This window comes from Citrobacter arsenatis (assembly GCF_004353845.1).
In the GTDB taxonomy this organism is placed as follows: domain Bacteria; phylum Pseudomonadota; class Gammaproteobacteria; order Enterobacterales; family Enterobacteriaceae; genus Citrobacter; species Citrobacter arsenatis.
The window spans coordinates 3,252,730-3,278,194 of record NZ_CP037864.1 but is presented as its reverse complement, the minus strand read 5'-3'; the positions used below and the strand labels follow the sequence as shown (position 1 = coordinate 3,278,194).

At 45.5% G+C, this 25,465-nt stretch carries 22 protein-coding genes; all 22 read left to right on the top strand.

Annotated features, from left to right (window positions below; genetic code table 11):
• Entirely contained in the window at nt 1-966 is a 966-nt protein-coding gene (gene fcl, locus E1B03_RS17060) for a GDP-L-fucose synthase (protein ID WP_103770553.1), read from the top strand.
• A 2-nt stretch (nt 967-968) separates the two neighbouring features.
• Nucleotides 969-1,448 (top strand): GDP-mannose mannosyl hydrolase, encoded by a 480-nt coding sequence (locus E1B03_RS17055; protein ID WP_103770554.1) that lies wholly within the window; start codon nt 969-971, stop codon nt 1,446-1,448.
• Nucleotides 1,445-2,671 carry a colanic acid biosynthesis fucosyltransferase WcaI gene (gene wcaI / locus E1B03_RS17050; RefSeq protein ID WP_103770555.1) on the top strand — a complete coding sequence of 409 codons (1,227 nt, stop codon included), beginning with the start codon at nt 1,445-1,447 and terminating at the stop codon, nt 2,669-2,671. Before E1B03_RS17055 ends, wcaI begins: the two co-directional genes overlap by 4 nt.
• Nucleotides 2,671-4,107, top strand: coding sequence for a mannose-1-phosphate guanyltransferase (gene cpsB / locus E1B03_RS17045; RefSeq protein WP_103770556.1), 1,437 nt, complete (start codon nt 2,671-2,673; stop codon nt 4,105-4,107). Before wcaI ends, cpsB begins: the two co-directional genes overlap by 1 nt.
• 133 nt (nt 4,108-4,240) lie before the next feature.
• A complete protein-coding gene (gene cpsG / locus E1B03_RS17040; protein WP_133086618.1) occupies nt 4,241-5,611 on the top strand; it encodes a colanic acid biosynthesis phosphomannomutase CpsG in 1,371 nt (456 codons plus the stop codon).
• Between the two features lie 54 nt (nt 5,612-5,665).
• Complete coding sequence (wcaJ, locus tag E1B03_RS17035) at nt 5,666-7,060, top strand: undecaprenyl-phosphate glucose phosphotransferase (RefSeq protein ID WP_103771339.1); 1,395 nt, start codon at nt 5,666-5,668, stop codon at nt 7,058-7,060.
• Nucleotide 7,061: 1 nt separating this feature from the next.
• Nucleotides 7,062-8,540, top strand: coding sequence for a colanic acid undecaprenyl disphosphate flippase WzxC (gene wzxC, locus E1B03_RS17030; protein ID WP_133086617.1), 1,479 nt, complete (start codon nt 7,062-7,064; stop codon nt 8,538-8,540).
• Between the two features lie 65 nt (nt 8,541-8,605).
• Entirely contained in the window at nt 8,606-9,886 is a 1,281-nt protein-coding gene (wcaK, locus tag E1B03_RS17025; RefSeq protein ID WP_133086616.1) for a colanic acid biosynthesis pyruvyl transferase WcaK, read from the top strand.
• Complete coding sequence (wcaL, locus tag E1B03_RS17020) at nt 9,883-11,103, top strand: colanic acid biosynthesis glycosyltransferase WcaL (RefSeq protein WP_133086615.1); 1,221 nt, start codon at nt 9,883-9,885, stop codon at nt 11,101-11,103. Before wcaK ends, wcaL begins: the two co-directional genes overlap by 4 nt.
• Before the next feature lie 11 nt (nt 11,104-11,114).
• Complete coding sequence (gene wcaM / locus E1B03_RS17015) at nt 11,115-12,509, top strand: colanic acid biosynthesis protein WcaM (protein WP_133086614.1); 1,395 nt, start codon at nt 11,115-11,117, stop codon at nt 12,507-12,509.
• Nucleotides 12,510-12,674: 165 nt separating this feature from the next.
• On the top strand, nt 12,675-13,568 hold the full coding sequence (galF, locus tag E1B03_RS17010) for a UTP--glucose-1-phosphate uridylyltransferase GalF (protein WP_103771334.1): 894 nt from the start codon (nt 12,675-12,677) through the stop codon (nt 13,566-13,568).
• 383 nt (nt 13,569-13,951) lie between these two features.
• A complete protein-coding gene (locus tag E1B03_RS17005; protein WP_103771333.1) occupies nt 13,952-15,241 on the top strand; it encodes a flippase in 1,290 nt (429 codons plus the stop codon).
• A gap of 16 nt (nt 15,242-15,257) precedes the next feature.
• Entirely contained in the window at nt 15,258-16,169 is a 912-nt protein-coding gene (locus E1B03_RS17000; RefSeq protein ID WP_103771332.1) for a glycosyltransferase family protein, read from the top strand.
• Between the two features lies 1 nt (nt 16,170).
• The gene (locus tag E1B03_RS26590; protein WP_103771331.1) at nt 16,171-16,851 is read left to right on the top strand and encodes a CatB-related O-acetyltransferase; all 681 of its coding nucleotides are present in this window, start codon (nt 16,171-16,173) and stop codon (nt 16,849-16,851) included.
• Nucleotides 16,852-18,012: a hypothetical protein gene (locus E1B03_RS16990; RefSeq protein WP_133086613.1), complete on the top strand. Its 1,161-nt coding sequence runs from the start codon at nt 16,852-16,854 to the stop codon at nt 18,010-18,012.
• Nucleotides 17,996-19,138, top strand: a complete 1,143-nt coding sequence (locus tag E1B03_RS16985) for a glycosyltransferase (RefSeq protein WP_165955328.1) — start codon at nt 17,996-17,998, stop codon at nt 19,136-19,138. Before E1B03_RS16990 ends, E1B03_RS16985 begins: the two co-directional genes overlap by 17 nt.
• 4 nt (nt 19,139-19,142) lie before the next feature.
• Entirely contained in the window at nt 19,143-19,802 is a 660-nt protein-coding gene (locus E1B03_RS16980; protein ID WP_165955327.1) for an HAD family hydrolase, read from the top strand.
• 808 nt (nt 19,803-20,610) lie between these two features.
• A complete protein-coding gene (locus tag E1B03_RS16975) occupies nt 20,611-21,411 on the top strand; it encodes an alpha-1,2-fucosyltransferase (RefSeq protein ID WP_103771326.1) in 801 nt (266 codons plus the stop codon).
• 23 nt (nt 21,412-21,434) lie between these two features.
• Nucleotides 21,435-22,550, top strand: coding sequence for a GDP-mannose 4,6-dehydratase (gene gmd / locus E1B03_RS16970; RefSeq protein ID WP_042307503.1), 1,116 nt, complete (start codon nt 21,435-21,437; stop codon nt 22,548-22,550).
• A 3-nt stretch (nt 22,551-22,553) separates the two neighbouring features.
• Nucleotides 22,554-23,519: a GDP-L-fucose synthase gene (gene fcl, locus E1B03_RS16965; protein WP_103771325.1), complete on the top strand. Its 966-nt coding sequence runs from the start codon at nt 22,554-22,556 to the stop codon at nt 23,517-23,519.
• A gap of 2 nt (nt 23,520-23,521) precedes the next feature.
• The gene (locus E1B03_RS16960) at nt 23,522-24,022 is read left to right on the top strand and encodes a GDP-mannose mannosyl hydrolase (protein ID WP_042307506.1); all 501 of its coding nucleotides are present in this window, start codon (nt 23,522-23,524) and stop codon (nt 24,020-24,022) included.
• The gene (locus E1B03_RS16955; RefSeq protein WP_042307508.1) at nt 24,015-25,463 is read left to right on the top strand and encodes a mannose-1-phosphate guanylyltransferase/mannose-6-phosphate isomerase; all 1,449 of its coding nucleotides are present in this window, start codon (nt 24,015-24,017) and stop codon (nt 25,461-25,463) included. The genes E1B03_RS16960 and E1B03_RS16955 overlap by 8 nt, the downstream gene beginning before the upstream one ends.
• Nucleotides 25,464-25,465 lie beyond the last annotated feature (2 nt).

The window sequence follows — 25,465 nt, the reverse complement described above, 5'->3', positions numbered from 1 at the left end:
ATGAAGACACAACGTATTTTTGTGGCGGGCCATCGCGGGATGGTGGGGGCCGCCATCGTCAGACAACTGGCGCAGCGAGATAACGTAGAACTGGTGCTACGTACCCGTGACCAACTTAATCTGCTGGACGCAGGCGCGGTGCAGGCGTTCTTTGCCACTGAACGTATTGACCAGGTTTATCTGGCGGCGGCAAAAGTGGGCGGGATAGTGGCGAACAATACTTATCCTGCTGATTTCATTTATGAAAACATGATGATTGAGAGCAATATTATTCATGCTGCGCATCTGCATAACGTGAATAAACTGTTGTTCCTCGGGTCATCCTGCATTTATCCAAAGCAAGCCACCCAGCCAATTGCCGAAAGTGAACTGCTGCAAGGGCAGTTGGAACCAACCAATGAACCGTATGCGATTGCCAAAATTGCCGGTATCAAACTGTGCGAATCGTATAACCGGCAGTATGGCCGCGATTATCGCTCGGTGATGCCGACCAATCTGTACGGACCGCATGACAACTTCCACCCGAGTAATTCGCATGTGATCCCGGCGCTGCTGCGCCGCTTTCATGAAGCTCGCGAGCAAAATACGCCGGATGTGGTGGTGTGGGGAAGCGGGACGCCAATGCGTGAATTTCTGCATGTCGACGACATGGCGGCGGCCAGTATCCATGTGATGGAGCTGGCGCAGGAAGTCTTGCAGGAATATACCCAACCGATGCTGTCGCATATCAACGTGGGCACGGGTGTGGATTGCACCATCCGGGAACTGGCCCAGACCATTGCGCAGGTCGTGGGTTACAAGGGACGCGTGGTGTTCGACGCCAGCAAACCTGACGGAACGCCGCGCAAATTGCTTGACGTCACGCGGCTGCATCAACTGGGCTGGTATCACGAGATATCCCTGGAAGCGGGGCTTGCCAGTACATATCAGTGGTTCCTTGAAAACCAGCAGCGCTACCGGGGGTAAGCATGTTTTTACGTCATGAGGATTTTGCCACCGTTGTACGTTCAACGCCGCTGATTTCCATCGATTTAATCGTGGAAAACGGCCACGGCGAATTTCTGCTCGGAAAGCGCCTCAATCGTCCGGCGCAGGGGTATTGGTTCGTGCCCGGCGGTCGGGTGCAAAAAGATGAACCGCTGCACGCGGCATTTGAGCGGCTGACTGAAGCTGAGCTGGGGTTACGTTTACCGCTGTCCGCTGCGGAGTTTTACGGTGTCTGGCAGCACTTCTATGACGACAACTTTTCCGGGGATGATTTCTCAACGCATTACATCGTGCTGGGATTTCGTCTGCGGGTGTCGGAAAACGACCTGCAACTGCCTGACGTTCAGCATGACGCCTACCGCTGGCTGGAGACTTCAGAAATTCTGGCCAGTGACCACGTGCACGACAACAGCAGGGCTTACTTCTGTGCAACAAGTCAGACCGGGGTACCTGGGCTATGAGGATCCTCGTGTATGGCATCAATTATTCGCCGGAGCTGACCGGTATCGGCAAATATACCGGTGAAATGGTGGAGTGGATGGCGCAACAGGGGCATGACGTTCGGGTCATCACCGCGCCGCCTTATTATCCGCAGTGGAAGGTAAAGGGTAGCTATTCATCCTGGCGTTACCGTCGCGAAGAGGGGGACGCCGTTGTCTGGCGTTGTCCGCTGTATGTGCCTGAGCAACCCTCAACCCTCAAGCGCCTGCTGCATTTGGGCAGTTTCGCCCTGAGCAGTTTCTTCCCGCTGCTGGCGCAACGTCGCTGGAAGCCGGATCGCATTATCGGCGTAGTGCCGACGCTGTTTTGTACGCCGGGTATGCGCCTGCTGGCAAAGCTTTGTGGCGCCCGCACGCTGCTGCACGTTCAGGATTACGAAGTCGATGCCATGCTGGGGCTTGGCATGGCGGGCACAGGCAAGCAGGGTATGGTGGCAAAACTGGCCAGCGTCTTTGAGCGCAGTGGGCTGTTGAATATGGACCATGTTTCGACCATTTCCCGTTCCATGATGCACAAAGCCATGGAAAAAGGCGTTGCGCCGCACAAGGTGATTTTCTTTCCGAACTGGTCGGAAGTGGCGCGTTTTCGCGACGTGAACGACGCCGATGCTCTGGCGTTGCGCCAGCAACTGGGCTTGCCTGCCTCCCAAAAGATCATTCTTTACTCGGGCAATATCGGTGAAAAGCAGGGGCTGGAGTGCGTCATCGACGCGGCGGCCCAGTTGAGTGAGCAACCCTGGCTGTTTGTGATTGTCGGGCAGGGCGGGGGTAAAGCGCGGCTGGAGAGTATGGTCAGCGAACGCGGTCTGGGCAATGTGATGTTCTTTCCGCTGCAATCTTATGCCGCGCTGCCGGCGTTGCTCAAAATAGCGGATTGTCATCTGGTGGTGCAAAAGCGCGGTGCGGCGGATGCCGTACTGCCCTCCAAACTGACCAATATTCTCGCCGTTGGCGGTAATGCGGTTATTACCGCCGAACCTGAAACCGAGCTGGGGCAGCTTTGTGTCGCTCACCCAGGCATCGCGGTGTGTGTCGAGCCGGAATCAGTGCATGCGCTGGTTTGCGGGATTCAACAGGCGCTGATGATGCCAAAAGTGAACACGGTGGCACGTGAGTATGCCGAACGCACGCTGGATAAAGAAAACGTGCTGAGTCAATTTATTGCTGATATTCGGGGTACATGATGAATCAAAGCAAACTCTTTCCGGTGGTGATGGCCGGTGGCTCGGGTAGCCGTTTATGGCCACTGTCCCGCGTGCTGTATCCAAAGCAGTTCCTGTGTCTGAAAGGCGATCTCACCATGCTACAGACAACGATTTGCCGTCTGAACGGCGTGGAGTGCGAAAGCCCGGTAGTTATCTGTAATGAACAACATCGTTTTATCGTCGCGGAACAGTTACGACAACTGCACAAGCTGACTGAGAACATTATTCTCGAACCCGCCGGACGTAATACGGCACCGGCGATAGCGCTGGCTGCCCTGGCGGCAAAACGTCAAAGTCCGGGTGAGGATCCGCTGCTGCTGGTTTTGGCGGCCGATCACATGATTGCCGACGAAGAGGCATTTCGCGAGGCGGTTCGCAATGCGATGCCCTATGCCAGTGCGGGTAAGCTGGTGACGTTTGGTATCGTGCCGGACCAGCCTGAAACCGGCTACGGCTATATCCGTCGTGGCGAGGTATCGCCGACGAATACCGACGCTGTGGCGTTTGAGGTGGCGCAGTTTGTTGAAAAACCCAATCTGGAAACCGCGCAGGCTTACGTGGCGAGCGGCAACTACTACTGGAATAGCGGCATGTTTCTGTTCCGGGCCGGGCGTTATCTGGAAGAACTGAAAAAATATCGCCCCGACATTCTTGAGGCCTGCGAAAACGCCATGAGTACGGTTGACCCCGATCTTGATTTTATCCGTGTTGATGAGCAGGCGTTTCTCGCCTGCCCGGAAGAGTCTGTGGACTATGCGGTTATGGAGCGTACGGCCGATGCGGTGGTGATGCCCATGAATGCAGGCTGGAGCGATGTTGGCTCCTGGTCATCATTGTGGGAAATCAGCGCCCATACCGCCGAGGGGAATGTGCATCACGGCGACGTCATTAGCCATAAAACGGAAAACAGCTACGTGTATGCCGAATCTGGCCTGGTGACGACCGTCGGGGTGAAAGATCTGGTGGTGGTGCAGACCAAAGACGCGGTGTTGATAGCCGATCGCAACGCGGTGCAGGACGTTAAAAAAGTGGTGGAGCAAATTAAAGCTGATGGACGTCATGAGCACCATATTCATCGTGAAGTTTATCGCCCGTGGGGTAAGTACGATTCTATTGATGCCGGTGAGCGTTACCAGGTGAAGCGAATTACCGTTAAGCCAGGGGAGGGATTGTCCGTGCAGATGCATCATCACCGGGCTGAACACTGGGTTGTCGTGGCCGGTACCGCGAAGGTGACCATCAATGATGATATCAAGCTGCTCGCTGAAAACGAGTCTGTCTATATTCCGCTGGGGGCGACCCATTGTCTGGAGAACCCAGGGAAAATCCCGCTCGATCTGATTGAAGTGCGCTCCGGATCTTACCTCGATGAGGATGATGTGGTGCGGTTTGCGGACAGATACGGGCGTACCTGATGCCGGATGCGCTGCGCTTATCCGGCCTACAACACCGTAGGCCCGGTAAGCGAAGCGCGCCGGGAAATGCATTTCACTCATTAAAAGGCTCATTAAGAGTCAGGGCCTCCTGTTGCCTGAAGAAGGGTAAATCATGACGAAATTAACCTGTTTCAAAGCCTACGATATTCGCGGCAGGCTGGACGAAGAGCTGAATGAAGATATTGCGTGGCGCATTGGCCGCGCTTACGGCGAGTTCCTGAAGCCAAAAACGATTGTCCTCGGCGGCGATGTGCGCCTGACCAGCGAGACGCTAAAGCTGGCGCTGGCGAAAGGGCTGCTGGATGCGGGAGTGGATGTGCTGGATATCGGCATGTCGGGCACCGAAGAGATTTACTTCGCCACCTTCCACCTGGGCATTGATGGAGGTATTGAAGTGACTGCCAGCCATAATCCAATGGATTACAACGGCATGAAGCTGGTGCGGGAAGGGGCGCGGCCCATCAGCGGTGATACCGGTCTGCGCGACATCCAGCGGCTGGCGGAAGCCAACGACTTCCCGCCGGTCGATGAGGCAAAACGTGGCCGCTATCAGCGTATTACCACCCGCGATGCCTACATCGACCATCTGCTGGGTTACATCAATCCCGGCAACCTGAAACCGATGAAGCTGGTGCTCAATTCCGGCAACGGTGCGGCAGGTCCGGTGGTTGACGCCATTGAGGCCCGCTTTAAGGCGCTGGGCGTGCCGGTTGAGTTCATCAAAATTCACAACACGCCGGATGGCAACTTTCCCAACGGTATTCCCAACCCTCTGCTGCCGGAATGCCGGGCCGACACGCGCAGTGCGGTGATTGAACACGGCGCGGATATGGGGATTGCCTTCGACGGTGATTTTGACCGCTGCTTCCTGTTCGATGAAAAAGGTCAGTTTATTGAGGGGTACTACATTGTCGGCCTGCTGGCGGAGGCGTTTCTGGAGAAAAATCCGGGGGCGAAAATTATCCACGACCCCAGGCTGTCCTGGAACACCGTGGATGTGGTGACGGCGGCAGGCGGTAAGCCGGTGATGTCAAAAACCGGGCACGCGTTTATCAAAGAGCGCATGCGCCATGAAGATGCGATTTATGGCGGCGAAATGAGCGCGCATCACTATTTCCGTGATTTCGCCTATTGCGACAGCGGAATGATCCCGTGGCTGCTGGTGGCGGAGCTGCTGTGTCTGAAAGGACAGTCGCTGGGTGAACTGGTCCGCGACCGGATGGTGGCTTATCCGGCGAGTGGAGAAATAAACAGTACGCTGGCTGAGCCGGCAGCAGCGATTGCACGCGTGGAGCAGCATTTTTCCCGTGAGGCACTGACGGTGGACAGAACGGACGGTATCAGCATGGCGTTTGTCGACTGGCGCTTCAATTTACGTTCTTCCAATACCGAACCGGTGGTGCGCCTGAACGTGGAATCGCGCGGCGATATTCCGTTGATGGAAGCGCGAACGCGCACTCTTTTGGCGTTACTGAATCAGTAATGCCGGTGCTTCCTTTGCCCGATTATGGGCAAAGGGTGACTAACAGGAACCACGATGACACATCTAAAAAAGCGCGAACGCGCCAAAACCAATGCGTCGTTAATTTCGATGGTGCAACGCTTTTCAGATATCACCATCATGTTTGGCGGGTTGTGGGTAATCTGCGAATTAAGCGGTTTGCCTTTCCTGTACATGCACCTGCTGGTGGCGCTGATCACACTGGTTGTTTTTCAAATGCTCGGGGGGATAACGGATTTTTATCGCTCCTGGCGCGGCGTCAAAATTTCCACAGAGCTGGTGCTGTTGCTGCAAAACTGGAGCCTAAGTCTGATTTTTAGCGCAGGTCTGGTAGCCTTTAATAACGATTTCGATAACCGTCTCGCCGTATGGCTGGCATGGTATCTGCTTTCAAGCGTTGGCCTGGTGTTGAGTCGTTCGTTCATTCGCTACGGCGCGGGATGGCTGCGTAATCGCGGTTACAACACTCGCCGGGTGGCGGTGGCTGGTGAGCTGCCAGCCGGACAAATGCTACTGGACAGCTTTCGCCATGAACCGTGGCTGGGATTTGAAGTGGCGGGGGTCTATCACGACCCTATCCCTGGAAAAAACTCCCGCGACTGGGCTGGAAATCTGCAGCAACTGGTGGATGACGCCAAATCCTCACGCATTCATAACGTTTATATCGCCATGTCGATGAGCGATGGTGCCAGCGTAAAAAAACTGGTGCGCGATCTGGCCGACACGACCTGTTCAGTGATCCTCATTCCCGATGTCTTTACCTTCAACATCCTGCACTCACGAATTGAGGAGATGAACGGCGTTCCGGTGGTGCCGCTGTATGACACACCGCTCTCGGGGATTAATCGCCTGTTGAAGCGTGCGGAAGATATCGTGCTGGCTTCACTGATCCTGCTGCTTATTTCCCCGGTGCTGTGTGGCATAGCGCTGTTGGTAAAACTGACCTCTAAAGGACCGGTGATTTTCCGCCAGACCCGCTATGGCATGGATGGGAAGCCGATCAAAGTCTGGAAGTTTCGCTCGATGAAAGTGATGGAAAACGACGCGGTGGTGACGCAGGCGACACAAAACGATCCGCGCGTGACTCCTGTGGGAAATTTCCTGCGCCGGACGTCGCTTGATGAGTTGCCGCAGTTTATTAACGTGCTGACCGGAGGAATGTCTATTGTCGGGCCACGTCCTCATGCGGTGGCGCATAACGAGCAGTACCGCCAGTTAATTGAGGGATACATGTTACGCCATAAGGTGAAACCGGGGATTACAGGCTGGGCGCAAATCAACGGCTGGCGTGGTGAAACCGATACGCTGGAAAAAATGGAAAAACGTGTGGAGTTTGACCTCGAATACATTCGCGAGTGGAGCGTGTGGTTCGATATCAAAATTGTTTTTCTGACGGTATTCAAAGGCTTTGTTAACAAAGCGGCGTACTAACATGAGCTTACGAGAAAAAACGCTTAACGGCGCAAAGTGGTCGGCGATTGCCACGGTGATCATTATTGGACTCGGACTTATTCAGATGACCGTCCTGGCGCGGATTATTGATAGCCACCAGTTCGGGTTGTTAACCGTGTCGTTGGTGATCATTGCGCTGGCCGATACGCTGTCTGACTTTGGTATTGCTAATTCAATTATTCAGCGTAAAGAAATTGGCTATCTTGAACTGACCACGCTGTACTGGCTCAACGTTGGGCTGGGTATCGTGGTATGCGTGGCGATGTATCTTTTGAGCGAGACGATTGCCCGTGTACTCAATAACCCCGAACTGGCACCGCTGATCAAAACCTTATCGCTGGCGTTTGTGGTGATTCCGCACGGGCAGCAGTTTCGTGCGCTGATGCAAAAAGAGCTGGCCTTCAACAAAATCGGCATGATTGAAACCAGTTCTGTGCTGGCCGGGTTTACCTTCACCGTGGTCAGCGCCCATTTCTGGCCGCTCGCGCTGACGGCCATTCTTGGGTACCTGGTGAACAGTACGCTACGTACGCTGCTGTTTGGCTATTTTGGCCGCCGGATTTACCGTCCTGGGCTGCATTTTTCGCTGGCATCCGTTTCGTCGAATCTGCGTTTTGGCGCGTGGCTGACGGCAGACAGCATCATCAACTACATCAATACCAACCTTTCCACGCTGGTTTTAGCCAGAACGTTGGGAGCTGGCGTGGCGGGGGGATTTAATCTTGCCTGGAACGTGGCGGTTGTCCCTCCGATGAAATTGAACCCGATTATTACCCGCGTACTGTTTCCGGCGTTTGCCAAAATCCAGGACGACAGTGAAAAGTTACGGGTGAATTTTTACAAACTGCTGTCGGTTGTCGGGATTATCAACTTTCCGGCGCTACTGGGGTTGATGGTGGTGTCAAACAACGTGGTGCCGCTGGTGTTTGGCGAGAAGTGGAACGGCATTATTCCCATCCTGCAATTGTTGTGCATTGTCGGGTTGCTGCGCTCGGTGGGGAACCCGATCGGCTCACTGCTGATGGCGAAAGCGCGGGTTGATATCAGCTTCAAATTCAATGTGTTCAAAACTTGTCTGTTTATTCCGGCCATTTTCATCGGTGGTCACCTGGCCGGGGCGATTGGCGTGACGCTGGGCTTTTTGCTGGTTCAGGTGATTAACACGATCCTCAGCTATTTCGTGATGATTAAACCTGTTCTTGGCTCCAGCTACCGCCAGTACATGCTGAGTTTGTGGTTGCCGTTGTATCTCTCTTTGCCAACCCTTGTGGTGAGCTATGCGCTGGGCGTAATGCTGCGTAACCACCTGCCATTAGGCGCGTTGCTGGGGATGCAGATTGCGGCAGGTGCGCTGGTATTTGCGGTGATGATTGTGCTGTCGCGCCATCCGCTGGTGGTGGAAATAAAACGCCAGCTCTGTCGCAGTGAAAAAATGAAAACCTTGCTTCGTGCAGGATGAATTGTGCTTGTTGCATGCCGGAACAGGCGACAGCCGCCCTCCGGCAATGATTAGAAGAGGTCAGAATGAAATTACTAATTTTGGGCAACCATACCTGTGGGAACCGGGGAGATAGTGCGATCCTGCGCGGTTTGCTGGATGCCATTAACACGTTGCGTCCCGAGACTGAAGTCGATGTGATGAGCCGTTATCCGGTGAGTTCCTCATGGTTACTGAACCGCCCGGTGATGGGGGATCCTCTGTATTTGCAAATGAAGCAGCACAATAACGCAGCGGGCGTCGTGGGACGTGTGAAGAAAGTGCTGCGTCGTCGCTATCAGCATCAGGTGCTGCTCTCGCGGGTCACTGACTCCGGTAATCTGCGCAATATTGCAATTGCCCAAGGATTTACTGATTTTGTGCGTCTGCTGTCGCGCTATGACGCCATTATCCAGGTCGGCGGATCGTTTTTTGTCGATCTATATGGTGTACCGCAGTTTGAACATGCGTTGTGTTCGTTTATGGCGAAAAAACCGCTGTACATGATTGGTCACAGCGTGGGGCCGTTCCAGGATGAGCAGTTTAATCAACTGGCGAACTACGTTTTTGGCCGCTGTAATGCGCTGATTTTACGCGAATCCGTCAGTCTGGAACTGATGAAGCGCAGCGCAATAACCACGGATAAAGTCGAGACAGGCGTGGATACGGCCTGGCTGGTAGATAACCATCATGAGGATTTTGAACCTGGTTATGCGGTACAGCACTGGTTACACATGGTCACTAAACAGAAGACAGTTGCCATTACTCTGCGTGAACTTGCCCCCTTTGATAAGCGTCTGGGGACAACGCAGCAGGCCTATGAGCAAGCTTTTGCTGGAGTCGTAAACCGCATTCTTGATGAAGGCTATCAGGTCATTGCGCTGTCAACCTGCACCGGTATTGATAGTTACAACAAAGATGATCGCATGGTGGCGTTGAACCTGCGCCAGTATGTTAACGACCCGGGTCGTTATCATGTGGTGATGGATGAACTCAACGACCTTGAGATGGGAATAATTCTCGGTGCGTGCGATCTGACGGTGGGGACTCGCTTGCACTCTGCCATCATCTCAATGAATTTTATGACGCCTGCCATCGCCATTAACTATGAGCATAAATCGGCCGGGATCATGCAACAGCTGGGGCTACCGGAGATGGCCGTCGATATTCGCCATCTTTTAGATGGCAGTCTGGAGGGCAAGGTCGCCGATACTCTCGGACAACTTCCCGAACTGAACATACGGGTAGGGGATGCGGTTGTGCGCGAACGCGAACGCGGGGTGCGTATGGTGCAGTCGGTTTTAACGCGTATTGAGGGGGAAAAATGAAGGTTGGCTTTTTCCTGCTTAAATTTCCGCTCTCCTCCGAGACCTTCGTATTAAATCAGATTACCGCATTTATCGATATGGGCTACGACGTGGAGATTGTCGCTTTGCAGAAGGGCGACCTTGAAAATACGCATGCTTCCTTTAATGCCTATCGTTTGGGTGAAAAAACGCGCTGGTTATTGAATGAACCGGACGGCAAACTGGCAAAGCTGAAATCCAGGGCAGCAGCAGCTCTGCACGGCGTTACCCGTGCAGAAACCTGGAAAGCGCTCAATGTAGCACGCTATGGCGATGAGGCGCGCAATCTGATTTTGGCGGCCATTTGTGGCGGGAACCCGCGAGCGTTTGAGGCGGATGTCTTTATTGCTCATTTTGGCCCCGCAGGCGTAACGGCCGCCAAACTGCGCGAGCTTGGGATGATCCGCGGAAAAATCGCTACGGTATTTCACGGTGTTGATGTTTCGCATCGGGATGTGCTTGCCCACTACACCCCTGAATATCAACAGTTGTTTCAACGCGGGGATTTGATGTTACCCATCAGCAATCTCTGGGCAGGACGTTTAAAAAACATGGGGTGCCCGCCACAAAAAATCGCAGTCTCGCGTATGGGGATCGATATGACGCGTTTTACACCTCGCCAACTGAAATCGCCGGCCGCATCGCTGGAGATTATCTCTGTCGCCCGGTTAACCGAGAAAAAAGGACTGCACATCGCTATCGAAGCCTGTCGCCAGTTGAAAGAGCAGGGCGTTTCATTTCGGTATCGCATTCTTGGCATTGGCCCGTGGGAGCGTCGTTTGCGTACGCTGATCGAGCAATATCAACTCAATGATGTGATTGAGATGCCCGGCTTTAAGCCCAGCCATCAGGTGAAGGAAATGCTTGAGCAGGCAGATGTATTTCTGCTGCCGTCGATCACCGGGAGGGACGGCGATATGGAGGGGATCCCGGTGGCGCTGATGGAGGCGATGGCGGTGGGCATTCCGGTCATTTCCACCGTCCACAGCGGTATACCGGAGCTGGTTGAGTCCGGTAAATCTGGCTGGCTGGCACCGGAAAACGATGCTCAGGCGCTGGCAGAGCGATTAGCGGCATTTAGTCTGCTCGACAGTGAGCAGGTACAACCGATTGTGCAGTGCGCCCGAGAAAAAATTGAAGCTGAATTTAATCAGTTAGCGATCAATAAACAGTTAGCGAGCCTGCTACAAACGATGTAACTCGAGGTTGTATGTCAGAGAAAAAAATCTCACGCCGTACTTTTCTGACGGCAGGCTCTGCGCTTGCCGTATTGCATACTCCCGTTGTCCGGGCGCTTGAATCACCGGCCAGCGTCAACATTCAGGATTACAATCCACAGGACTGGGTCGCTTCTTTCAGGCAGGCGTTCAAAGAAGGACAAACGGTCGTCGTACCAAAAGGACTGGAATGTAAGGATCTGAATACCGCGATCGTTATTCCCCCGGGCAAAACGCTAGTACTGCAAGGGCGAATAAGCGGCAATGGCCGTGGCCGCTTTGTTCTGCAGGATGGATGCAGGGTGATGGGTGAGCAGGGCGGGAGCCTGAGGAATGTTACCCTCGATGTGCGGGGATCGGACTGTGTGATAAAAGGGATTGCCATGAGCGGCTTCGGTCCCGTAACGCAAATCTATATCGGCGGTAAAACGGCAAGACTGATGCGTAATCTGACCATCGCTGATATTAGCATCACACGCGCTAACTATGGGATCCTGCGTCAGGGCTTTCATAACCGGATGGATGGCGTAAAGATTACGCATTGCCGTTTTAGTGACCTTCAGGGCGATGCCATTGAGTGGAATGTGGCGATAAACGACAGCAACATCCTCATTTCTGACCATGTCATTGAACGTATAAACTGTACTAATGGTAATGTGAACTGGGGCATCGGCATCGGGCTGGCTGGAAGTACCTATGACAATACCTATCCCGATGAACAGGCAGTAAAAAACTTTGTGGTGGCGAATATCTCTGGCTCGGACTGCCGACAGCTAGTCCATGTGGAGAACGGCAAACACTTTATCATTCGCAATATCACTGCACGAAATATCACCCCGGATTTCAGTAAGAAAGCGGGCATCGATAATGCGACGGTCGCTATTTATGGATGCGATAATTTCGTTATTGATAATATCAATATGGAAAATAGCGCAGGCATGCTCATTGGCTATGGCGTAATCAAAGGACGATATTTATCCATTCCGCAAAATTTTAAATTAAATAATATTCAACTGGATAATTCGCAACTTGAATACAAATTACGTGGTATCCAAATCTCATCAGGCAATGCCACTTCATTTGTCGCTATCACCAACGTGGAGATGAAGCGTGCCACGCTTGAGTTACATAACCAACCGCAGCATCTCTTTTTACGTAACATCAAGGTGATGCAGCACTCCGCTACAGGACCCGCGCTTAAGATGCACTTCGATCTGCGCCAGGATGTGCGCGGCAAGTTTATGGCCAAACAGGACACATTGATCTCGCTGGCCAATGTTCATGCAGTAAACGAAACTGGGAAGAGTTCAGTTGACATCGACCGTATAAACCATCAGGTCGTCAATGTCGAGGCGGTGAATTTTCGACTGCCGGGGCAGGGGAGGTAACTTTGCGACCATTCCTGGCAAAAGTTGTACCCGTCTGGGATTAAGATTACTGCATTCCGCAGTTAAGCGGCGTAACATACGCTGCATCAGAGTAATGTAATTCATACTGGCTAAAACAAGCTAAAAAGCTATAATTCAGCAACAATTGAATAGGTGAATGACTTAATGATTAATTTGAAAGCAGTTATTCCGGTAGCAGGTCTGGGGATGCACATGTTGCCTGCCACAAAGGCAATCCCTAAAGAAATGCTGCCGATCGTAGACAAGCCGATGATTCAATACATTGTCGACGAAATTGTAGCTGCAGGTATCAAAGAAATCGTTCTGGTAACTCATGCGTCTAAGAACGCGGTTGAGAACCACTTCGACACCTCTTACGAACTCGAATCGTTGCTTGAGCAGCGTGTAAAGCGTCAGTTATTAGCCGAAGTGCAGTCTATCTGTCCTCCGGGCGTGACTATCATGAACGTTCGTCAGGCCCAGTTACTGGGTCTGGGTCATTCAATTCTTTGTGCTCGTCCTATTATTGGTGATAACCCGTTTGTCGTGGTATTACCTGACGTTGTGCTGGATACCGCGAGTGCGGATCCGCTGCGCTACAACCTCGCCGCCATGGTGGCTCGTTTCAATGAAACCGGGCGCAGCCAGGTGCTGGCTAAGCGTATGGAAGGCGATCTGTCTGAGTACTCTGTTATTCAGACCAAAGAGCCTTTAGACAACGAAGGCAAAGTCAGCCGTATTGTTGAGTTCATCGAAAAACCAGACCAGCCGCAGACACTTGATTCCGATCTGATGGCTGTAGGGCGCTATGTTCTGTCTGCTGATATTTGGGCAGAACTGGAGCATACGCAGCCAGGTGCCTGGGGGCGTATTCAGTTGACGGATGCCATCGCTGAGCTGGCGAAAAAACAGTCTGTTGACGCCATGCTGATGACGGGTGACAGCTACGACTGTGGTAAAAAAATGGGCTACATGCAGGCATTCGTTAAGTACGGTCTGCGTAACCTGAAGGAAGGACCGAAGTTCCGTAAGAGCATTGAGAAGCTACTGAGCGAGTAGAGATTTACAGGTCTTTGTGACGGTAAGCCAGAAAAAATAGCGGCAGCTAACATCCTTGTGTCTATGCTTTATGCTGTGGGGTGTTACTGTCGTTTTTCTATGAAAAACAACCAATAACAACGAGTTAACCTACTAAGTTTAATCCTGGATGGGGTTGATTTTTCCTTGTTTCTGGTAGCATTTGGTAAGACAATTAGCGTTAAAAATTTCAGAGCTTTGCGATAGCGCTAACGGAGTTGATCGGACCTTTTAGATTTTAAGCAGTGCACTGGTAGCTGTCGAGCCAGGGGCGGTAGCATGCCTATTAGAATCAGAAAACTTATAAATCTATAAATATTGAGTAGGTTTATTACTTAGATTGCAAAATTTCGCAGGTGTTTTGAATGCTGGTTAAACTTACAAAAAAAATAAATGTTAATTTTGAAATTAAGAAAATAATTTCAAATGCCGGGTGGCTTTTATTTGATAAATTCGTCCGATTAATGTTTGGTCTGCTTGTAGGAGTATGGGTAGCTCGTTATTTGGGGCCAGAGACATATGGTCAACTGGCATATGTAATTACGCTCATTAGTTTTTTTCAAGTGATAGCATTGCTTGGAATGGATACGATTTTAGTACGCGATATTGCTCATAATATAGATAAGGCACATCAAAATTTAGGAACCGCGCTCATTTTGCGTTTCTGTGTTGGTTTTTTATGTTTAATCGTGGCAGTGGGTGGGGTTGCTTTTTTTAATGGTGCCCATTTTGCATTGTTAACCTTATTGGCTGGTGGTGGACTAGTATTTCAATGCGCTGATACAATTGATATTTGGTTTCAAAGTCAAAGTCAGAGTAAAAGAACTGTTATAGCAAAGTTGTGCGCATACACTATTACAAATATAATGAGAGTTGTTCTAATATTATGTCACAGTCCGCTCTGGGCATTCGCGTTACTACTTAGCATAGATGCGTTATTATCTGCGTTAGCGCTGACCTATGCGTATAGAAAATTTAGAACTAAACATCAGTGGTCTGCAACTGTAGAAAAATGCAAATTATTACTTAGTGAGTCTTGGCCTTATTTAGTAAGTGGACTATCGATCATATTATATATGAGGATAGATCAGGTCATGATAAAAAATCTATTAGGTGAAGAATCATTAGGGGTTTATGCGGCCGCATTGCAATTTTCGACATTATGGAATTTTGTTCCGGTAACATTATCAGTGAGTTTGGCACCATATATTGCAAGAAAGAAGAGAGAGGGTGAGCATGAGTATTATAAAGCTATCGGAAATGTTTTTCTGATGTTTTCTTTCATTGGTTGGGGAATAACGTTAATAATTTCAGTAATGTCTCCATTTATTATAGAAATTATGCTAGGAACCAATTATACCAACGGAATTGGAGTGCTTGCTATACATGTAGTGACAAATTTATTCATTTGCTTAGGGGTGGCTCAAAGCTTATGGATTGTTAATGAAAGGAAAGGAACATTTACTCTATATAAGTCGCTTACAGGTCTTGTCGTTTGCGGCATAGCAAATTTAACTTTAATTCCATACTATGGAATTAAAGGTGCCGCGATATCTGCAGTATTGTCCCAGTTTTCGGCATCTATACTATTTAATTTGTTTTTTGCTAAAAGAATTTTCTTGATGCAACTCAAAAGTTTATTTTTTTTAAGGTAATAAACAGGAACGGAAAGTGAAAAAATATTCTCCTGTAATCGCTTTTGTCTATTCACGACCTGAGCATACAAAAAAAATGTTAACGGCATTAAGTAAGAATAGTCTTGCAGAATATACTGACCTTATTATCTATTCAGACGGTGCAAAAGCCCAGAAGGATGATGCCGGTGTCCAGGCTGTGCGAGAATATATTGACACTATAACTGGATTCAATAGTATAACGATAGTTAAGCAAGATAAAAATATTGGACTCGCTCAAAGTATAATTCAGGGCGTAACGGAAACAGTAAATAAGTTTGGGCGCGTAATTGTTCTTGAGGATGATATAGAGACATCACCTTATTTCTTAAAGTATATGAATGACGCATTAGATATGTACGCGGAAGTAAAAAAGGTAGGCTCTATTTCCGGTAGCAGCTATCCTGTCAAGATGGCCAATAATAATGAATCAACCTACCTACTAAGAATTCCGCTGTGCTGGGGATGGGCTACATGGGCAGATCGATGGCAGAGCTTTAATAAAGATATTAATACAGTTAAACTAACTGATAAGAAAATTAAAGATTACATAAATTTTGATGGAGCATTTGATTTTTTTGAACAAGCTACACTTAATGCTGATGGTAAACTTAATACATGGTTTATCTTCTGGTATATAACGCTAGCATCAAATAAGTGGTTGGCTCTTTTTCCGACAACAGTAATGGCGAAGAACATAGGTCACGATGGTTCAGGGGAAAACTGTAACGGTGATGACATTTATAAAGATACTGCTATTGCTAATAAACCCATAGAGTTAAACCGAAAAGATGTTCTAATTGAAAGTAAAGATTATTATTTGGCACATATAGACTATTTCAGAAGAAACAAAAAAAGCCTACTTGCCAGAGTTATTTCTTTTGTAAAAAGAAAGATAAAAGGGGCTTGATATGGGATTTTTGAATAGATTTAAATCATATCTGATAAAAAGAGACATAAATAAAAATGGTATGGGGATCTATATAGACCTGCTATCTTATGTTGATGAATATTCCACGTTTGAAGGTAATAATAGAATTACTGGAAAATCCTCAATTTATAACTCACATATTGGGAGATATTCCTATGCCGTTGGAGCAAGCATAGGAAATGCTATGGTGGGTAGATTTTGCAGTATTGCTATGGGTTCAAAAATTGGAGGGCTTGGCGCTCATCCAACGTCTTTAATATCAACACATCCAATTTTTTATTCTTCAAGAAAACAATGTGGTGTCTCGTTTACAAACGAAGATAAATTTGCAGAAGAAAAAACAACTATTTTAGGTAATGATGTTTGGGTTGGTGCCAATGCTATTATTATGGATGGTGTTAAAATAGGCGATGGTGCAATCATAGCAGCAGGTGCAGTTGTAACAAAAGATGTGCTGCCGTATGCGATTGTTGCTGGTGTTCCTGCTGTCGTTAAACGATTCCGCTGTTCTGCACAGCATGTAGATGTATTAAAGGATATAGAATGGTGGAATTGGTCTGAGACTGTTTTAAAAGATTATTTACATTTATTTCAGGGGGATCTTAAAGATAATATAGTTGAATTAATTAGAGTAAGTAAAAAACTAAAGGAACATAATTGAATGCGATTCAAAAGTAATAATGTATATAAAAGCATACTGTTATTAAGTTTTTTCTTCTCTGGTTTTAGCTTATATTCTGTATTTATACCTTTACTAATGTTGTCACTATTCCTAACAGTCTATAAAAATAAATCATTATACGCAGGAAGTGTCGCAACAAGTTGGAATGTATTATTCCTTGTTTTATTTGTGTTATGTGTTTTTATTATTGGATACTCCAGGCTATATCTTGACTCGCCCATAAAGTATGCAATGTATATTGTCTTTATGATAGTCTGTTTAACGCTAATATTAGTTAATAATATTGAGAATGCTAAGGAAATGTTGCTTTTTCTTATTCTCGGTATTTTTGTTAGAGCAGAATTTGTTGTTATTTATAGTTTTCTTGAACCTTCTGGAGTTTATGGATACGGTAAATTGCTGGATCCATTTAGTCATGAGGAAATTAACTCGCCTGGAATAAGTAACTCACTGGCTATTGTGTTTATGTATTTATTAGTTGCGTTTAAAGCTAATACGTTTAACAAAAGAATTTTTCTGACATTATTATATCCTCTGCTTTTATTATCATCGATATTCCTTGGTGGACGTACGTTTTTTATTATTGCAATTATTAGTTTGTTTTATCAATACAGTAGAAATATAAATCTGAAAGCAACCATTTGGTTTTGTTTAATAAGCATTGGTGCCCTAATTACGTTTTCTCTAATATTTAAAGATTTGCCAGTTTTTGATAGGTATTTCAATTTGGTGTTTGAACGGTTTGGAAGTGAAGGGCTGAAATCAGCTAGATTTGAGCTTATACAAGATGGAATCACAAAATTCCTGATGCAACCTATGGGTGGATTTACACCGCATGCAAGTGAGTATTCTGGAAACTGGTATCATAACATTTATTTAGATAGCGCCAGAGTTGCCGGATTTATACCCCTGATTATGTTCCTTTTTTCTAACTTTATTCTTTTCTTTAGCTATTTAAAATATAAAAAGCAAAATGGGAAAGTTAAGAGTCCGTATTTCTTTTTGTCGGTTTTAACACTAATAGTAATGTGTCAGGATGTAGTTCTTGAGGGTAATATGATGTTGCTGATCTGTTATGCTCTATTTACGACTATGCATATTCAGACCGGGAGGTATAATAAAAATGGAAGTATATTATAGAGTAAGTGATTATTATCCTTTGGGTGCTGAAGGGAGCTCTGCTGCGAGTTCGGTGCGGCATAGAGTTGATAGAGTTTGCCGATGTCTTCCAGATGGAAATGAACTTAAAATATATTCAATTATTAAATCTAGAAATGTATCAATCGTAAAACGCGAAAAACATAATATTTCGAATACGCAACAGTGTATAACATATTGTGTTGCCTCTAATTTTTTAGGTGCAATATTAAAAGGGTTTATTTCGATTTTTTTAATGTTCTATCTTATATTTAAAATAATGGGTAGAGGGAAGTATGTCCTGATCTACAATTTATTACCTGCTAATATCCTTGTTTATATATTACCCACATATATTTTCCCTTGGATATTGAAGAAAACTATATTTCAAGTTGAGGAAATATACAGTGTCTATGATTTTTCTTTTCTTAAGCGGTTTTTAACGCAGTGTTCGGAAAATTTTGTTTTCAAAAAAGGGCATAATTTCATTGTCGTTAATGAAAATGTCAGAAATCTAATTAAGAGAAAAGATGCAAATTCAATAGTTGACTATGGATACAATTCTAGAAATGGTAATACAATTAAACCTAGCTCAACACCAGAAAATATTATTTATACTGGGAGATTAGATTTCGTTGGTGGTATAGAAGTACTCTTACAGGCTCTGACTGATTTACCTACGGATATAAAAAATAAGTTAGTAATTACCGGTAATGGGGGCTTAAAAGAACATGTTGTTACCTGTACAAATGAGCTAGGAATTTCTTATCGGGGTTTTCTTAATGAATCTGATTATAATTCATTGCTGTTAGATGCAAAAATAAGCATTAACCCACTTCGGTCGCAATGTAAATTCTCTTTTTATTCATTTCCATCAAAAGTACTACAGTACTTGGAGTATGGTTGTGTTGTTATTTCGAGTGGGATTTCACAACCTGAATTGGAAGAATATTTTGCGGATGAGTTATTAACTTATGAAAATGATGACCCTGTAAAACTTAACTCTTTAATTAGAGAAGCAAATCTGCTGAATTTTGATAAAATGACAATAATAAATAAGTATAATGTCTTCATGGAGATGAAAGAACATAAGCTAAGGTCCTTTTTCACGACAGTTTTAGGAGGATGATATTTTGAAATTGGCTGTTTTTGATATATGCGGTACGTTATACCATGACAATACTACATATTCATTTTTGCGTTGGCTTTCTAAAAAAAACATAATAAAGTATAACAAGAGTATAATGAATGCCCCATATATATTGCGTGCGCTGAATGTAATATATTCATCCTTCAGTAGGAAGGATGTTTATAGGATTTTACAGGTAAAACAATTATCTGATTTCTCATTCGATGATATCAATAAATGGGCAAGGGAATTCGTAGATGAACTAGAAGAGAATCGCATATATAGCACAAATATTTTGATGGAGGAATATAAGAAACAAGGGTATAAAATTGTGATCGCAAGTGCAACTATCGAACCTGTAGCAAGGGCAATTGCTCAAAAACTAGGTGTCGAGTATTATTCTTCAACAATTGGTTTTTTAAATAATAAGTGCACAGGCGAAATTAATAAGGATCTGTTATTTTTAAAGAAAGACACTTTGTTGCATTTATTAAAAAAAGCAGAAACCACAATAGTCGTTACTGATAACTACACAGATATAGAGTTAGTTTTAGTGAGCGATCATTCTCATATTATTGTACGCAATGATAGAGATATAGAAAAATGGAATAGGTGCCTTAAAGAAAATGCTCGAAAAGTTGATTTTATTAAGAAGGATGCTTAATGAATAAATATATTATATATTTTCCATTCGGATATACTTTCTTATCTCGTATTAAGACCTCTTCTAAATTTATTAGTTTTTTACTCACAATACCTTTACCTTGTTTTTTGTTCTTTTATTTTGGGTTGCTAGATGTTGAGGAGAGAACCTTATCTCTGGGGACCGTTTTTATTTTGACATACTCCATTTTATATATTTTTTATGAGAATGGATATGTAGAAAATGATATTAAAACGGTAAAAAAGGAAGTGAATCCAACATTAAGAATTGTTGGTGAGTTGTATAATTACATAGACGATAACTATTACAGAATTATCATCATTAGAGTTTTTTTCTATGCTCTATCACTTTACTTTTTGTCTTTTTTTACTATTGGCGATGTCATTGTAAAAGTTGTTTTTTTCTCTATTGCAACCAGTGTGATTTATTTTTTTCACAATAGAACTCGAAATGCGATGAAGGTATTTACTTTCTTGTTATTATCCTCATCGCGATTTGTTTTTCCACTGATGGTCTTTTCATCTTATATAACCACGGAAAAGATCGAATATATACCATTGTCACTTTTTATATATACAATTCCAGCATTCTTTATATATTCAGCCAAGACATTTACAATAATGCAATTCGTAATTGGGCACGAAAATAAATACAAATTAATATACTATGCATCAACGTGTATTGTTTTTTTGATTTTGTATTATTTGGTGCCAAGTATTGACGTTTTATTGTTAATGGCTGCTATACTTTTTTATATGTTATTACTTATTTCTTTAAAAAAGATATTAAATAAATAAATGGAGTGTCAATGTCTAAAGTATGTTGCAGATTAGCAGGTGGGCTAGGCAATCAGATCTTTCAATATGGCGCTTCACTTCTTATTAGCAAAAAAAGTACGGTTCCATTGATTGCACTTGATGATTCTGAGTTAAAAAAATATAAAGCAGTAAGGAAAAATGAATTACCAATTTATTTTAAATTGGTTAGTTCATCGATAAAGAATCATAGTATTCTCAAGTTGCGTTTACCCCGAATGAAAGCAATTGCAAAATACAGTGATAGGTTTGTTGGTGACTATAATTTTAATCGAGTGGCTAATAAAATAATCCCTGCACAAAACTATTACTTGGATGGTTATTTCCAAAGTTGTCTTGACCAAAGTCTTTTCGATGAAATGCTTGAGGTTCTGAAAAAAGACTACCGATACACCAATCTTGGAATTCAAAAGAGCATTTGCGCAGTTCATATTCGTGGTGGTGATTTTTTAACTGCAAAATACAGTGGGATTGCTGATGTAAATTATTATCTGGAACAGTTGGCTAAGGTCAAAGAGTTGAATGTTGCAGAGCGATTTGTTATCGTAACAGATGATAAAAAATATGCTTCTGAGATAGCCAATAAAATGGCTATAAAATATTCATTTTCCGAAGGCAATATGCTTGATGATTTTTTATTGTTAGCACAATCTGAAACTAAGATATTATCTAATAGTACGTTTTCTATTTGGGCATCAGCTTTAGGCTACCAACCTGGGTGCATTGTTTTTGCCCCCAAGAAGTTAACGGTTCAGGACTCTAGAAATTTCATTCTTCCTGGTGAGTTAAGTTAATAATATAAGGAGTTATTTAAAAAATGAAAGTTGCTTTAATTACTGGCGTGACTGGGCAGGATGGTTCATATTTGGCGGAGCTTTTGCTGGAAAAAGGTTATGAAGTTCATGGCATTAAGCGTCGTGCTTCTTCGTTTAATACTGAACGCGTGGATCACATTTATCAAGACCCACATTCCAGCAACCCGAAATTTCATTTGCATTACGGCGATCTGACAGACTCTTCTAACCTTACTCGTATTCTGAAAGAAGTTCAGCCGGATGAAGTCTATAACCTTGGTGCAATGAGTCACGTAGCAGTTTCCTTTGAGTCTCCGGAATACACTGCTGATGTCGATGCTATGGGGACATTGCGTCTATTGGAAGCCATTCGTTTCCTTGGTCTGGAAAAGAAGACCCGTTTCTATCAAGCATCCACTTCTGAACTTTACGGCCTGGTGCAAGAAATTCCGCAAAAAGAGACCACCCCGTTCTACCCGCGCTCTCCGTATGCTGTTGCTAAACTGTATGCCTACTGGATTACAGTGAATTACCGTGAATCATATGGCATTTATGCCTGTAACGGTATTCTATTTAACCACGAGTCGCCGCGTCGTGGCGAAACCTTTGTGACCCGTAAAATTACCCGTGCTATTGCTAACATCGCACAAGGTCTAGAGTCCTGCTTGTATCTTGGCAATATGGATTCTCTGCGCGACTGGGGACATGCGAAGGACTACGTAAAGATGCAGTGGATGATGCTGCAACAGGATGAACCGGAAGACTTTGTTATTGCTACTGGTGTGCAGTACTCCGTACGTCAGTTTGTTGAAATGGCCGCAGCCCAGTTGGGAATCGAATTACGTTTTGAAGGTAAAGGTGTCGAGGAGAAGGGGATCGTGGTTTCAGTTACCGGCGATGATGCTCCCGGCGTGAAGGTGGGAGATGTAATTATTGCTGTAGATCCGCGCTATTTCCGTCCTGCAGAAGTAGAAACTCTGCTAGGTGATCCGAGCAAAGCACACGAAAAACTAGGCTGGAAACCGGAAATCACACTTTCGGAGATGGTATCTGAAATGGTTGCGAAAGATCTGGAGGCAGCGAAGAAACACTCTCTGTTAAAGTCTCACGGATTTAATGTCAGTTTATCTCAGGAATAATCGATGAACAGACAACGTATTTTTATTGCTGGTCATCGCGGAATGGTGGGTTCCGCGATTGTTCGCCAGTTAGAACAACGCGGTGATGTGGATCTGGTGCTGCGTAGCCGAGATGAACTGAACTTGCTCGACAGTAAGGCTGTTTTAGACTTTTTTGCCGCCGAGCGTATAGATCAGGTATATCTGGCTGCGGCTAAGGTGGGAGGCATTGTTGCCAACAACACTTACCCAGCCGATTTCATTTTCGAAAATATGATGATAGAGAGCAACATTATTCATGCGGCGCATCTGCACGACGTGAACAAATTGTTATTTCTCGGCTCTTCCTGTATTTACCCTAAGATGGCGAAACAGCCAATGGCGGAGAGTGAACTGCTGCAGGGCTCGCTCGAACCAACTAATGAACCATATGCTATTGCTAAGATCGCCGGAATAAAGCTGTGTGAGTCCTATAACCGCCAATACGGTCGTGATTATCGCTCGGTGATGCCGACAAACCTATACGGGCCCCACGACAACTTCCACCCGAGTAACTCGCATGTTATCCCGGCGCTGTTGCGTCGTTTTCATGAAGCGACGATGCAAAATGCCTCAGAGGTGATTGTGTGGGGAAGCGGCACGCCAATGCGTGAGTTCTTGCATGTAGATGATATGGCAGCAGCCAGTATTCACGTTATGGAATTGGACCGCGAAGTTTGGCAGGAAAACACCCAGCCAATGCTATCTCACATTAATGTTGGTACAGGTGTGGACTGTTCCATCCGTGAGCTAGCTCAAACAATCGCACGAGTGGTGGGCTACAGAGGACAGGTGGTATTTGATGCGAGCAAACCGGACGGCACTCCCCGCAAATTACTTGACGTCTCGAGACTAAAAAAATTGGGCTGGCAGTTCGGCATTTCACTCGAAGATGGCCTGGGCAGCACATATCATTGGTTCCTTGAGAATCAACATCGATTCCGGGGGTAAGTATGTTTTTGTCTCAGGACGATTTTGTCACCGTCGTTCGTTCTACTCCGCTTGTCTCCATCGATTTGATTGTGGAAAACACGCAGGGCGAATTTCTTTTAGGTAAACGGCTGAACCGTCCCGCGCAAGGCTATTGGTTTGTACCTGGTGGCCGAGTACAGAAGGATGAGCCATTGAGTGCAGCCTTTGAACGGCTAACTGAAGGCGAATTGGGATTGCGATTACCGTTGTCCGCTGGCAAGTTTTATGGCGTCTGGCAACACTTCTATAACGACAATTTCGCCAATGAGGAGTTTTCGACCCATTACGTGGTGCTCGGTTTTCGTCTGCAAGTACAGGAAAAAGACCTGTGTTTGCCCGACGCGCAGCACGAAGCATACTGCTGGCTGGCGCCTGCGGTATTGTTGAGTAGCGAGAACGTTCATGAAAACAGTCGTGCCTATTTTCAAAATGATGCCAATCATGTCATTGGCTTAGAAACGAAGGATGTCAAATATGTCTGATGTACCGTTAATCGCTGTCGTAATGGCTGGTGGTACGGGGAGTCGTCTTTGGCCTCTATCTAGGGAGCTTTATCCGAAACAATTTTTACAACTTTCGGGTGAACACTCCCTATTACAGACAACCTTACTTCGGCTGTCGAATCTTTCTTGTGAAACGCCATTAGTTATCACGAATGAACAACATCGCTTTATTGTTGCTGAGCAGTTAAGACAGATAGATCAGTTACGCGATAATATCATTCTGGAACCATGTGGGCGCAATACTGCACCTGCAATTGCGCTTTCAGCTTTTTCTGCGCTGAAGCGTAATGAGCAAGAGGATCCATTGCTATTGGTACTTGCTGCTGACCACATTATCACTAAAGAAAAAATCTTTTGTGATGCAATTCAAAAAGCAATACCAATTGCAGAAAATGGAAGTATTGTGACCTTCGGTATTGTGCCTGAATATGCTGAAACTGGTTATGGCTATATAGAAAGAGATACTGATGTACTATCTCTTTCCAATGTTGCTGAAGGTGAGTTTTATCGTGTTAAGAATTTTGTTGAAAAACCCGATCGCCTAACCGCTGAAAAATATATTTCATCTGGAAATTATTTTTGGAATAGCGGTATGTTTATGTTTAAAGCATCGGCTTATTTAGAAGAGTTAAAGAAGTATAGACCAGATATCTACAGTATCTGTGAGCAGGTAGTCTCTTCCTCTTATCGTGATCTTGATTTTATACGTTTACCAGAAGAAATCTTCAAGGATTGCCCTGCTGAATCTATTGATTTTGCCGTTATGGAAAAAACGGATCGTTGTATTGTTTGTCCAGTTGATATCGGTTGGAGCGATGTTGGCTCTTGGCAATCATTATGGGATATTAGTGATAAAACACATACTGGCGATGTTTGCAAAGGAGATGTCCTGACATATAACACCAAGAATAATTATATTTATTCAGAGTCCGCACTGGTTGCAGCTGTTGGTGTTGAGGATGTCGTTATAGTTCAGACGAAAGATGCAATACTTGTTTCTAAGAAATCTGACGTTCAGGATGTCAAAAAGATAGTTGAAATGCTCAAGTCACAAGAACGGTCAGAATACATCGCACATCGTGAGGTATTTCGACCCTGGGGTAAATTTGATGCAATTGATCAAGGCGAACGATATAAAGTTAAGAAAATCATAGTCAAACCGGGTGAAGGGCTTTCTTTACGTATGCATCATCATCGGTCTGAACACTGGATTGTGCTTTCTGGGACGGCGAAAGTTACTCTTAATGATAAAACGATGTTGGTCACTGCAAATGAATCAATTTATATCCCTCTTGGGGCCACGTATAGTTTAGAGAATCCAGGAATTATCCCCCTTAATCTCATAGAAGTTAGTTCAGGAGATTATTTAGGAGAGGATGACATCGTTCGGCAAAAAGAACGTTATAGAAAAGATGATTAGGG